Source organism: Thetidibacter halocola (assembly GCF_018224955.1).
Taxonomy (GTDB): domain Bacteria; phylum Pseudomonadota; class Alphaproteobacteria; order Rhodobacterales; family Rhodobacteraceae; genus Thetidibacter; species Thetidibacter halocola.
Genome location: NZ_JAGTUU010000003.1, coordinates 550950 through 563376 on the forward strand (window position 1 = coordinate 550950; position 12427 = coordinate 563376).

12 protein-coding genes are annotated in these 12427 nt (G+C 66.1%); 4 read left to right on the forward strand and 8 right to left on the reverse strand.

Annotated elements, in window-relative coordinates; all coding sequences use genetic code 11:
• Positions 1-29 precede the first annotated feature (29 nt).
• Entirely contained in the window at positions 30-1085 is a 1056-nt protein-coding gene (locus tag KB874_RS09755; RefSeq protein ID WP_212536366.1) for an ornithine cyclodeaminase, read from the reverse strand.
• 82 nt (positions 1086-1167) lie between these two features.
• A complete protein-coding gene (gene rocF, locus KB874_RS09760) occupies positions 1168-2088 on the reverse strand; it encodes an arginase (RefSeq protein ID WP_212536367.1) in 921 nt (306 codons plus the stop codon).
• Positions 2089-2205: 117 nt separating this feature from the next.
• Here rocF and KB874_RS09765 point away from each other — a divergent pair, with 117 nt between their 5' ends.
• Positions 2206-2634, forward strand: a complete 429-nt coding sequence (locus KB874_RS09765; protein ID WP_212536428.1) for an Lrp/AsnC family transcriptional regulator — start codon at positions 2206-2208, stop codon at positions 2632-2634.
• Between the two features lie 79 nt (positions 2635-2713).
• Here the strand turns inward: KB874_RS09765 and KB874_RS09770 are convergent, their stop codons facing one another.
• Both KB874_RS09770 and KB874_RS09775 read right to left on the reverse strand, forming a co-directional pair.
• The gene (locus KB874_RS09770) at positions 2714-3355 is read right to left on the reverse strand and encodes a response regulator transcription factor (protein ID WP_212536368.1); all 642 of its coding nucleotides are present in this window, start codon (positions 3353-3355) and stop codon (positions 2714-2716) included.
• On the reverse strand, positions 3352-4773 hold the full coding sequence (locus KB874_RS09775) for a cache domain-containing protein (protein WP_212536369.1): 1422 nt from the start codon (positions 4771-4773) through the stop codon (positions 3352-3354). Before KB874_RS09775 ends, KB874_RS09770 begins: the two co-directional genes overlap by 4 nt.
• Before the next feature lie 283 nt (positions 4774-5056).
• On the opposite strand from KB874_RS09775, the gene KB874_RS09780 reads away from it, so the two are divergent.
• The 3 genes from KB874_RS09780 to KB874_RS09790 all read left to right on the forward strand — a co-directional run bounded on the left by KB874_RS09780 (position 5057) and on the right by KB874_RS09790 (position 9567).
• Complete coding sequence (locus KB874_RS09780; protein WP_212536370.1) at positions 5057-6142, forward strand: TRAP transporter substrate-binding protein; 1086 nt, start codon at positions 5057-5059, stop codon at positions 6140-6142.
• Positions 6143-6255: 113 nt separating this feature from the next.
• Positions 6256-7194: a TRAP transporter small permease subunit gene (locus KB874_RS09785; protein WP_212536371.1), complete on the forward strand. Its 939-nt coding sequence runs from the start codon at positions 6256-6258 to the stop codon at positions 7192-7194.
• A 12-nt stretch (positions 7195-7206) separates the two neighbouring features.
• The gene (locus KB874_RS09790) at positions 7207-9567 is read left to right on the forward strand and encodes a TRAP transporter large permease subunit (protein ID WP_212536372.1); all 2361 of its coding nucleotides are present in this window, start codon (positions 7207-7209) and stop codon (positions 9565-9567) included.
• A gap of 66 nt (positions 9568-9633) precedes the next feature.
• Here the strand turns inward: KB874_RS09790 and KB874_RS09795 are convergent, their stop codons facing one another.
• The 4 genes from KB874_RS09795 to KB874_RS09810 form a co-directional block, all read right to left on the reverse strand.
• On the reverse strand, positions 9634-10359 hold the full coding sequence (locus KB874_RS09795; RefSeq protein WP_212536373.1) for a hypothetical protein: 726 nt from the start codon (positions 10357-10359) through the stop codon (positions 9634-9636).
• An 88-nt stretch (positions 10360-10447) separates the two neighbouring features.
• Positions 10448-11260 (reverse strand): arginyltransferase, encoded by an 813-nt coding sequence (locus KB874_RS09800; protein ID WP_212536374.1) that lies wholly within the window; start codon positions 11258-11260, stop codon positions 10448-10450.
• Positions 11261-11395: 135 nt separating this feature from the next.
• Positions 11396-11851, reverse strand: coding sequence for an RDD family protein (locus tag KB874_RS09805; RefSeq protein WP_212536375.1), 456 nt, complete (start codon positions 11849-11851; stop codon positions 11396-11398).
• 51 nt (positions 11852-11902) lie between these two features.
• Positions 11903-12331 carry a DUF2852 domain-containing protein gene (locus KB874_RS09810; protein WP_212536376.1) on the reverse strand — a complete coding sequence of 143 codons (429 nt, stop codon included), beginning with the start codon at positions 12329-12331 and terminating at the stop codon, positions 11903-11905.
• Positions 12332-12427: the final 96 nt, after the last annotated feature.

The following is a 12427-nucleotide window of genomic DNA, read 5'->3' on the forward strand; positions in this document are numbered from 1 at the left end:
GGCGGGGGCGCTGTCACGCGCCCCTTGGCTCAGGCGGCCTGCGCGGCCTCGGCCCGCATCAGCATGCCGAACAGGTCGCGCGGGTCATCCGGGTCTGCCAGCAGGTCGAGCATGGCGAACTGGCCGGTTTCCAGCGCCTTGGCATGCACGGTGCGCAGCGCGCTGAAATCCTCGATGGCGAAGCCGACACTGTCGAACAGCGTGATCTGCCGGTCGGCGGTGCGCCCCGGCGCACGGCCCGCCAGCACCTGCCAGAACTCGGTCACCGGGTGATCCGGGGCAAGCTGCTGGATCTCGCCCTCGATCCGTGTCTGGGGCGGATATTCGACGAAGATGGTCGAGCGGTGCAGGATCGCCTCGGCCAGCTCGGTTTTGCCGGGGCAGTCGCCGCCGATGGCGTTCAGATGCACGCCCGCACCCACCATGTTGTCGCTGAGCACGGTGGCGCTGCGCTTGTCGGCAGTGCAGGTGGTGACGATCTGCGCGCCCTCGATTGCCTCTTCGGGGCTGCGGCAGGGGACCACGGTCAGGCCTGTGCTGGCGAGGTTGCGAGCGCATTTCGCGGTCGCCGCCGGGTCGGTATCGAAAAGTCGCACGGTGTCGATGCCGACGATGTGCTGCATGGCGACGCTCTGGAATTCCGCCTGCGCGCCGTTTCCGATCATCGCCATGACGCGGCTGCCGCTGGGTGCCAGGTGTTTCGCCGCCAACGCCGACATGGCGGCGGTGCGCAGCGCGGTCAGCAAGGTCATTTCCGACAGCAGCAGTGGATAGCCCGTGGCCATGTCCGCCAGCAGCCCGAAGGCGGTCACGGTCTGCAACCCGTCCTGGGTGTTCTTCGGATGGCCGTTGACGTATTTGAAGGCGTAATGCGTGTCGTCGGCGGTGGGCATCAGCTCGATCACGCCGACGGGAGAGTGGGCGGCGACGCGGGGCGTCTTGTCGAAGCTCTCCCAGCGCAGGAAGTCCTCCTCGATGGCCTGGGCGATGGCGGCGATCATCGGGCGCAGGCCGACCGCATGGATCAGCCGCATCATGGCTTCAACGGAAACGAAGGGAACGAGGGCCTTGTCGGAGGGGGTCATGGTCATTTCCTTTGCGATGGCGGGCGACGTGCGTGCCGGACGCTGTCCGTCACGACACCCCACCCACCATCCCTTTGCGGTGTCAGAGGATGCGGGGGGTGGGGCGGTCGAAGACGCGGCGTCCCAGCGCAGAGGCGCAGAGATCGACCATAAGCTGCGCGGTGCGGCCGCGCTCATCCAGCATCGGGTTCAGCTCCACCAGGTCCATCGAGGTCATCAATCCGCTGTCGTGGATCATCTCCATCGCCAGATGCGCCTCGCGGACGGTGGCGCCGCCCGGCACGGTGGTGCCCACGGCGGGTGCCACGGCCGGGTCGAGGAAGTCGACGTCGAGCGAGACATGCAGCATGCCGCCGGCCTGCTCCACGCGGTCGAGGAAGGCGCCCAGCAGGGCCGAGATGCCGCGTTCGTCCAGCGCGCGCATGTCGTGGCAGAGCACCGGCGTTTCCTCGAGCGCGCGGCGCTCGTCCGGGTCGACCGAGCGCAGGCCGATGATGCAGACATTCTGCTGCGGCACGGGATGCGGCACCGGCGGGAAATGGTCAAAGCCGTCGCGGCCGGTGACATAGGCCAGTGGCGTGCCGTGCAGGTTGCCGCTGCTGGTGCTGCGCGGCGTGTGGAAGTCGGAATGCGCGTCGAGCCAGAGCACGAATTGCGGGCGGCCCGAGTCCGCGGCGTGGGCGGCCACGCCATGCACGCTGCCCAGCGACAGGGCGTGGTCGCCGCCCATGAAGATCGGCAGGCCTTCGGTCATCGCCGCGCTTGCGGCGCGGGACAGCGCCTGCGTCCAGCCGATGGTGCGGGGCAGATCGTGGAGGTGGGTGTCCTCGGGCAGGTCGACCGCGTCGGGCGCCACGTTGCCGAGGTCGCGGACGCTGTGGCCCAGGTCCGAAAGCGCGCCTTCGATCCGGGCGCATCGAAAGGCGTCGGGCCCCATCAGGCAGCCGTCGCGGCGCTTGCCGCTGTCCACGGGGGCGCCGATGAGCAGGATGGGTCGAGTCATATCGAAGGTCCTTGTTCGCTGTTGCATGGGATGTGCCGCCGAAACGTGCAGGGAAACAGTGGTCATTTTGCACGATTTGGGGCATGGTTGACCGAAACGGACGGAATGGCTGCCGAAATGGATGAAACCGACCAAGCGATCCTGTCCGCGCTGCGCCGCGATGCCCGAGCCGGGTTTTCCGACCTGGCAGCGGAACTGGGCCTGTCCCGGACCACGGTGCGGGCGCGGATCGACAAGATGCTGGCGCGGGGCGACATCCTGGGCTTTGGCGTGGTCACTCGGGCGGATGTGGCCAGCGACCCGGTGCGGGCACTGACCATGATCGCGATCGAGGGGCGCGGCACCGACCGGGTGATCCGGCAACTGTCCGGCCTGCCCGAGATCCGCGCGCTGCACACGACCAATGGCCGCTGGGACGTGATCGCGGAACTGGGCGCGCCGGGGCTCGAGGCGCTGGACGCGGTGCTGACCCGCATCCGCCGCCTTGACGGGGTGGCCAATTCCGAGACATCGCTGTTGCTGGCGACGCGCAAGGCTGGGCGGTAACCGGGCAGGGGGCGCTGCCCCCGTCCGCGGCGGGCTCCCGCCGAGTTTTCGGGCAAGATGAAGGAGCGGAGGCTGGCGCCTAGAGATTGGCGCCGGTGCCCTGGAGCACTCCATGTTCCAGCGCGTAGCGGGTGAGGCCAGCGGTCGAGGAAATGCCCAGCTTGCGCTTGATGTTCTTGCGGTGGGTCTCGACCGTGCGCACCGAGATGTCGAGGGCCAGCGCGACCTCCTTGTTGGACTTGCCCTGCGCCAGTTGCAGCAGGATCGTCTGTTCGCGGTTGGTCAGTTGCTCGCGCCCGGCGCGGTCGGGCGAGAGCGCGTCCTCGGCCCCGGTGCACAGGTAACGCCCGCCCGCCATAACCGTGTCGATGGCTGTCTTGATCTCGTCCGTCGGCACGTCCTTGAGGATATAACCGCGCGCGCCGTGGCTGAGCGCGGTCTGCACGTATTCGGGTGTGTCATGCATGGACAGCACGAGGATGCGGGTGTCGGGGCGGCGTTCGAGGATCATCTCGGTGGCCGAGAGGCCGCCGAGGCCGGGCATGTTGAGGTCCATCAGGATCACGTCGGGCGACAGGGCGTCGAGCCGGTCGATCATCTGCTGGCCGTCGGACAGGGTGGCGATCACGTCGATGTCGTCATAGCTTTCGAGGATCGCCTCGATGCCTTCGGCGACCATCGGGTGATCGTCGACGACAGCGACTCGGGTGGGTCTGGTCATGCGCTGGCCTTCGGTTTCGGGCTGCCCTGGTCCTGTGGCGGCAGCAGATGGGTGAGGGGCACCTGAGCCTCGATCACGGTGCCCGAGCGGGAGGACAGCACGCGCAGCGTGCCGTTGAGCTGGTCCATGCGTTCCTGCATGTTGCGCAGCCCGATGCCCTTGCGGGTGCCGCGGCCGGCCTCGTCGATGCCGGTGCCGTTGTCCGAGATGCGCAGCGTGGCCCCGGCACGATGGCCGCGCAGGTCGATCGAGACCTCGGTGGCGCCGGAATGGCGCTCGATGTTGGTCAGCGCTTCCTGCGCGATGCGGTAGAGGGCGATCTTGGCGTCCTGGTCGAGGCGGTTGCGGAACACCACCGTGTCGAAATGCGTGGCGATGCCGGTGCGGTGGTGGAAATCGTCGGCCAACCCCTTGATCGCGGGGCCAAGGCCGAGGTCGTCGAGCACGCCGGGGCGCAGGTCGCGGCTGATGCGGCGGACCTCCTGGATGGCGGTGCTCAGGTGTTCGCTGCCCTTGTCCAGCATGTCCGGAGCGCGGGCGTCGCCCTGCGCCATGCGGCGGCGCGCGATATCGAGGGCGTATTTCACCCCGACGAGGATCTGGCTGATCCCGTCGTGCAATTCGCGCGCGACGCGGCCGCGTTCCTCTTCCTGCGCGTCGAACACCCGCTGAGTCAGTTCCTTGAGCTTGGCGTCGGCGAGGCGGCGTTCGCGGATGTTGATGACGAGACCGGAAGCGAAGACCGACAGCAGGGCGGCCAGCGTGATTGCCCCAATGTAAAGGAAGGTGCGCTGCACCCGCATCGCCACCTCTGCCCGGGTCGCGGCGATGGACTCGAGGATGTCGTCGATGAAGACGCCGGTGCCCACGGCCCAGCGCCAGCTGGGGAACGAGGTGACATAGGTGATCATCCGCCCCTCCTCGCCCGTCGACGGCTTGGGCCAGAGATGCTCGACATAGCCCGCGCCGCCGCGCGCGGTGCGGATGAATTCCTGCACCACGGGCTTTCCTTCGGCGTCGCGCAGCTCCCACCAGTTGCCGTTGATCAGCTCGGTCTGGCGCGGCGAGACGAGGTTGTTGCCGGCATAGTCGTAAACGAAGAAGAACCCCTCTTCGCCATAGATCATCGCGGCGAGGATCTGCATGACCTGCTGCTTGGCGGCCTCGTCGTCCGGCGCGGCGGAGCCGTAGACGAAGTAGAAGCCGTTGCGCGCCTGGGTTACGTAGTTGCGCAACTCGCGCTTCTTGGCCTCGATCAGCTGGGTTTCGAGCTGGTGGATCTCGCGTTCTGCGAGGGCGCGCGACTGGTAGGCCACCAGGAAGGCGATCGCGGCGGCTGCAAGGATCAACGGCACCGCCGCCAGAAGAAACAGCTTCTGTCCGTAACTTGGCCGCATTCTGTGCAATATGCCCTGCATGGGGGCGCAGCATAGGGCCAGTCCGGTGCGCGGCCAAGATGCGCCGTGCGTGTGGCGCGATTCGCAGACCCGGTGCGATGCTCTCCTTTTCGGCGATTGGCTGACTGCCTTTTCGCGCATTGCTAAGATTTCCCGCAAGGGCGGCGGATTTCCGGTCAGATATTCTGACCGCCTCCGTAGTGGTGGGTATTTTCTTGCGTCGCGACGCCGCATACGGTCTGCGGACTTTTCGATCCGCGCGGGGTGGGTAACCACGCGCAATAACACTCTGGGAGGATACTCTATGGATCGTCGTTCTTTCCTTCGCGCCTCGACGGTGGGTGCAGGCGCGGCTGCGGCCTCGACGCTGGCATCGCCGCTGGTTGCGCAGGGCACCCGCACGCTGACCATGGTCACCTCGTGGCCGCGCGGTTTCGCGGTTCTCGATGACGCCGCGCAATACCTGGTCAAGTTCGTGGGCGAACTGTCGGGCGGCAGCCTGACCATCGACCTGAAGGCGCCGGGCGAACTGGTGGGCGCGTTCGAAGTGTTCGACGCCGTCTCGTCGGGCCAGGCGGACATGTATCACTCGGCCGACTACTATTTCATCAGCCAGCATCCGGGCTACGCCTACTTCACCGCCGTGCCGTTCGGCGGCACCGCGCAGGAAGTGACCAACTGGTACCACCACGGCGGCGGCCAGGCCCTGCATGACGAGTTGGGCTCGATCTTCAACCTCAAGGGCTTCCTCGCCGGCAACTCGGGCTCGCAGTCGGGCGGCTGGTTCCGCAAGGAAATCGCCTCGGCCGACGACTTCAACGGCCTGAAGTTCCGCATGCCGGGCCTCGGCGGCCAGGTGCTGGGCAAGCTGGGCGCATCGGTCCAGAACATCCCCGGCGGCGAACTGTACCAGGCGCTGTCCTCGGGCGCGCTGGACGGCCTCGAGTGGGTGGGCCCGCTCGCGGACGAACGCGCGGGCTTCCAGGAAGTGGCCAAGGTCTACTACACCGCAGGCTTCCACGAGCCGGGTTCGGCGCTGGCGGCGAACATCAACCTGGACGTCTGGAATGGCCTGTCGGACCAGCACAAGGCGATCCTGCAGTACGCCGCGATGGCCGTTACGCACTTCCAGCTTTCCGAAACGCTGGCCAACAACGGTGCCGCGCTGGCCCGTCTCCAGGCGCAGGGCGTCAAGACGCTCCAGTTCCCGAACGACGTGTGGGATGCCTTCGGCCGCGCCTCGAAAGAGGTGATGGACGAGAACATGGGCGATCCGCTGTTCGCCAAGATCCGCGAGAGCTTCGAGGCGTCGCTGGCGACCTCGGCAAGCTGGATCCAGAAGTCCGACGGTTTCTACGTCGAGCAGCGCACGCGTGTGCTGGGCGGCTGAGGCCTGACCTGACGGATAGGGAAGGCCCCCGCGCAAACGGGGGCCTTCTGCCGTAACGACGGGGAACCGGGCCGGGGGCGTCTGCGCGCCGAGGCCGGGACAAGGGGGACAAGATGGAAGACGATGGCGGTTACGGCCTGGGCGCATGGATCCTGTGGATCCTCGAAAACATGGCGCTGGCCTTTTACAACCTCGGATACGCGCTGACGCATCCGATGTCGTGGCTGGACTGGATCACCTGGCAGAACACGGACGCGGACAAGCTCTCGCTGATGAAGATCGTCTACTACGGCGCTTCGATCGAGTTCTTCTTTGCCGTCTTCATGGTGTTCGTGGTGATCTTCATCGTCGGGCTGGTGCGCAACGAGTTCCTCTGGGGCGTCGTGCGCGCCCTCGAGGGCCTGGCAAACACGATCGGGCGCCTTGCCGCCTGGGCGGGTCTGCTGATGGTTCTGCAACAGGTCGTCATCGTGATCCTGCAACGGATATTCACCCGGCCGGACATCGCCATCGGTTTCGGCATTCCGTTACAGTTCGACATCTCCTGGTTCGCCGAGGAACTGAAGCTTTACAATGCGATGGTCGTTTGTCTGTGCCTGACCTACACGTTCGTGCAGGGCGGGCATGTGCGCGTCGACCTGGTCTATTCCGCCGTCAGCTACCGCACCAAACGGGTGATCGACATGCTGGGCAGCCTGTTCTTCATGATGCCGACCGCCGTGCTGATCTGGATGTACACCTGGTTCTTCATGTGGCGCTCGCTGATCGTGCCGCCGGTCTCGCCGACCGACGCCATCGACCGGCTGGAACTGAAGGCGCGCGCGGCGCGCTGGAACGTCGAGACCATCGGCTTCAGCCCGAACGGCTTTACCGGCTACTTCCTGTTCAAGCTCCTGATGGTCGTCATGCTGGGCATGATCTTCATCCATGCCTGGGCGTTCTTCTACCGGTCGTATCTGGAGTGGAAGGAAGGGCCCGAGTCCGAGGGCAAACATCTCGACAAGGACGTGCTCGAGCAGGGTGAAGAACCCTACGACCACGCTGAATTCTAAGGGGCAGGGCACATGATATTCGGACTAGACGGCGTCGAGATCGGCCTGATCATCGTTTTCCTCATGCTCTTCGGGGCAATTCTGACCGGCTTCCCGGTGGCTTTCGCCATCGGTGGCGCAGGTGTTCTCTCCTTCGGCGTGATCGCCGCGCTGGACAGCGCGGGCCTGCTGATCCACCAGGCCATCGATACAAGCTCTGCAGCCTATCAGGCCGTGCTTTCCAGCGGGGTGCCGGCCAAGGGTATTACGCTGTTCACCTATCCAGACCTTCCAAGGGTCGCGACCGAGTCGATCTTCCCGGACGGCAACGCGCAGAACGCGCTGAACCGGGTGATCGGCTTCATCACCAACCGCATCAACGAGCGCGTCATCGCGGGGCAAAGCATCGAAACGCTGCTGGCGGTCCTGATGTTCGTCCTGATGGGTATCGTCCTTGAACGCTCCAAGATCGCGAACGACCTGCTGACCACGATGGCGCGCGTCTTTGGCCCGCTGCCGGGTGGCCTCGCGGTGTCGATCGTCGTCGTGGGCGCGTTCCTCGCGGCCTCGACCGGCATTGTCGGCGCGACCGTGGTGACGATGGGCCTGCTCGCCCTGCCAACCATGTTGCGAAACAACTATTCGCCGGAACTGGCGACGGGCGTGATCGCGGCGAGCGGAACCCTGGGGCAGATCATCCCGCCCTCGATCGTGATCGTTCTGCTTGGCACGCTGGCGGGCGACCTCTATTCCGCCGCGCAGGAAGAACGCGCGCAACTGGCCGGCTGCACCGACGCGCTGACCTACCTGGGTGAGCCGGCGGTCCTGTCGGTCGGCACGCTGTTCCAGGCGGCACTGTTGCCGGGCATCCTGCTGGCCCTGCTCTACGGTCTCTATGCCTTCGGCTTTGCCATGCTGAACCCGTCCAAGGCCCCGGCCGTGGAAATGGGCGACAGCATGGGCGAGGTGCGGACCCGCGGCGAGTCCTTCACCTGGTTCATCGGCGTGCCGGTCGCGATCATCGCGGGCACGATCCTGCTGGGGCAGGTGAATGTCGTCGGCAGCCAGGACACGACCGTGTCCAGCTTCTCGGATATCGGCGAGGCCGCGAGCCTGCGCACAAACGTCTCCGAAGGCTGCCAGGCCGCGATGGTCGAACTGCACGGGCAGGAGGCCTGGGATACGGCGATTGCCGAACAGCAGGCCATCGACGCGGCGGGCGGAGCCCAGCAGAGCGAGCGGCGCAGCCCCGAGGAGATCGAGGCCCTGCGCGTGCAGAAGATCGCCGACGCGGCCCCCATCGGCACCGGCATCGCCACGCTGGCGGTGATCTTCGGCCTGATCCTGGCCATCGCGCGGGGCATCTCGCCCTCGTCCGATCCGCGGCCCCTGGCCATCGGAGCTGGCGGCGTGGTGCTGGGCCTGGTCGTCGACGCCGTGGCCATCAATCCGCTGACCTCGGCGGGCGTCACCGTGGCGCTGATGGTCGTGCCCTGGGCGATTGCGGTCTATGGCTGCTATTTCGCCTTCATCCGCCTGGCGCAGAACGAACTGCTGCGCGTGGTCTTCCCGCCGCTGGTGCTGATCGTCGCGGTGCTGGGCTCGATCCTCGGTGGAATCACCAACCCGACGCCCGCGGCGGCGCTGGGGGCTGCGGGCGCGATCATGCTGGCCGCCTACCGCAAGCTGAAGGACGAGGAAAAGTCGCCCAAGGTCATCATCTGGTCGACCCTGTCGGTCGTGCTGCTGATCCTGGTCGGCATCAACTTCGACCTGCGGATCAACACCGAAAGCGTCAGTGCCGAAAGCTGGGCGGCCTTCTTCTTCGCCAACGCGCTGTATCTCTACGCGCTGTTCGGGCTGCTGTTCAGCTGCTGGGTGCTGTATCGTTCCGGGGTTCTGACACCGGCGGTGCGAGAGACGGCGAAGGTGACGAGCATGGTGTTCACCATCCTCATCGCCTCGCAGCTTCTCAACCTGGTGGTGATCTCCTTCGGCGGCGAATACTATATTCAGGACTTCCTGCGCAGCTTCGAAGAACCGGCGATGGCCTTCATCATCGTGATGATCATCCTGTTCATCCTGGGCTTCGTTCTGGACTTCCTCGAGATCATCTACATCGTCGTGCCCATCGTGGGCCCGGTGATCTACGGCGCGCATTTCGATCCGAAATGGGTGACGATCATGATCGCTGTGAACCTCCAGACCTCGTTCCTGACCCCGCCCTTCGGCTTTGCGCTGTTCTACCTGCGCGGGGTCGCGCCCAAGGAAGTCACGACCGGCCACATCTATCGCGGCGTGATCCCCTTCGTGCTGATCCAGGTGATGGGCCTCGCGATCCTGTGGTTCTTCCCGGGCATCGTGACCATCGTGCCCGACCTGATGCCGAACTGACCGGCACGACGGCAAAGACAAAGGCCGCCCTTCGGGGCGGCCTTTTTCGTTTTCCGCTCGGGGGCGTCACGCAGAGGGCGATGCCTGCGCAGCCCCGGCCGGATCCCGGCGCAGGCTGGATCTGCCGAGGCGCTCGAGGTGACCATCCCGGATCGCGTCCGGGTGCACGACGCCCAGTTGCGCCGGCATCTCGGGCAGGTCGAGAATGTGCGCAATGGCAAAGCGATGCGCCCCGCCGCCGCCTCGCAGGCAGGCGCCGTCGCGGCCGACATGGATCAGCGTCGCGCCATGCGCGCGTCGATAGTGGAATTCCGGCAGCTCCTCCATGTCCAGCATGCGCCCGCGAGCCTTCGTCTCGGCAAAGACGCGGTCGAGCATGGCAAAGCGGCGATCCATGTCCTCGCGGCTGCGGCAATCGTCCGGGGCGCGACCCTGCGCGATTTCCTCGAGCTGGCGGCGATAGATCGGCGTCTCGGCCCAGTCCGCGCCCTCGACCCAGCGCATCCGGCAACTGGCCAGCTTGATGTCGTTCTCCACCGCAATGCGATTCCTGTCCCAGGCACCGCCCAGCACCAGCCCGCTATGCTGGCGGCGCAGGCGCTGGCCGCCCTTGGGCGCGACAAGGGCATGGGTCACGTCGCGCGGCCTTGGATAGATCGCCATGTCCGACAGCGGCGCCCGCGCCCCGTGCCGGAGCCGGTTTACCAGGTCGCGCAGGGTCTTGCGATAGACATGCGCCTCCATGGCGCGCTGCAACCGCCGAAGCGGCGAGTGTGAGGGATCGGGTTTCATCGTCCGTCGGTCCTCGCGCCGCGCCTCGGCATGTCATGGGCGGGGTCCGCCGCCCCGCTGCGGCGTGGCCTGCCTCTTGTCTGGCGGATCACGCCCGGCTGTCGGGCAGCGAGATGTTGGCCACCTGTTCCGAGATCGGGTCGGTCGACAGCGGGTGCATCTCGGACTCGTAGTCGGCCGGGTCGCGCAGCCATTCCCACTTGCCGCGGCGATAGACCTCGAGCGCGTCGAACTGCGCCTTGTAGCCCATCTTGTCGCTGCCCGGCACCCAGTAGCCGAGGTAGACATACGGCAGGCCCATGTCGCGGGCGATGCGGATATGGTCGAGGATCATCCACGTCCCCAGGCTGCTTTTCACCAGGTCGGGGTCGTAGAAGGAATAGACCATCGACAGCCCGTCATCGAGGATGTCGGTCAGGCAGACCGCCGCAAGTGCACCGGTGCGGCTATCGGCATATTCGATCACGCGCGAGCGGATCGGCGTCTCTTCGATCATCGCGGCGAACTCGAACACGTCCATGTCGGCCATGCCGCCATCGGCGTGCCGTTCATCCAGGTAGCGTCGGAACAACTCGTACTGGTCCTCGTTGGCCCAGGGGCTGGCGACTCGGCGCCGCAGATGGGCGTTGCGCCGGTCCGTGCGGCGCTGGCTGCGCGAGGGCAGGAACTGGTCCACCACGATCCGCGCCGACAGGCAGGCCGCGCAATCCGAACAGGACGGCCGATAAAGCACGTTCTGCGAGCGGCGAAAGCCCTGCTTGGACAGGCTGTCGTTCAGCCGCTGCGCCTCGTCGCCTTGCAACGCGGTGAAGAGCTTGCGTTCCATCCGGCCGGGCAGATAGGGGCAGGGCTGGGGGGCCGTGACGTAGAATTGCGGCGCAAGAGGCAGCGAGTGGCGCATGATGATCGATTTCCGGCAGTTCTTAGCGAAACGGTAACAATCTCCATGGCGCGCGCCAAGCCCCGGAATCGCATGGACCCCGCCGGGGCGGGGTCTTTCCCAGTGTTGAGTTAACGCGCAGGGGGGTGGCGCGGCTCAGGCTCGGCGGTTCAGCGCCACCGTGCCCAGCACCATGTCGGTCAGGCCCTGGCCGCGTTCGGTCATGAACATGCACAGGACCGAGACCAGTTGTAGCGGAAACACCGCCAGCGACACGGTATAGCCCAGCGTGTGCAGGAAGGCCTGGTTGAAGGTCAGCCGCCGACCAAAGGCGTCACGGAACTCGATTGCCATGATCCGCATACCCCAGGTGGCCGACCCGCCCGCGATGGTCAGCACGCGGTAGACGAAACCGATCACGGCGAACAGGAAGGGCAGGAAGAACAGGCCGATGAAGGCGGTGAACAGAACCGCCGGAACCAGCATCGCCGCCACCACGACAAAGTCGATGGCCCAGGCGAGGCCACGCTTGATCGTCACGCCCTCGTAGAAGGCGGATTGCCGTTCAGGGTCGGGCAGGTGCGACGGGCCTTGGGAGAAATCGGAATACATGCTGTCCTCTCGCAATGGGGCGCGGCCCCGTTTCCGGGGCCGCGTGGTGGATCAGGCGTCGGCTTCGGCGCGCATCTCCTGCGCCTTGCGCGAGCGGTCGTCCATGAACTGGTCGAACTCGGCCTTGTCCTTGGCCTCGCGCAGGCGCTTGAGGAAGGCCTCGAACGCGTCCTGTTCTTCCTCGAGGCGGCGCAGCGTGTCGGCCTTGTAGGTGTCGAAGGCGCTGTTGCCCGAGGGTTTCATCGCCGACCAGGCGGCGTGGTGGCGGGCGTGGCGGGTGCTGCGGCAGGACTTGGAAAACATGCGGTTGCTCCAGATCATGTAGGCGAGAAGGGCGAGGCCGACGGGCCAGAAGAAGATGAAGCCCAGAACCATGGCGGCGATCCAGGCGCCCTTGCCTCTTTGGTCCAGCCAGGCCTCGGCGCGGGTCAGCCAACCGGCATTGGCGGGCAGACGGGCGTCATAGGTCGCGGTGGTCATTGTCTCTCTCCGTTGCGTTGCGATGTGAATGTCTTTCACATTACACCAGATCGGGATGCCGGTCGCAGCTTTCAAGGGTCGATGTGAACGTTTTTT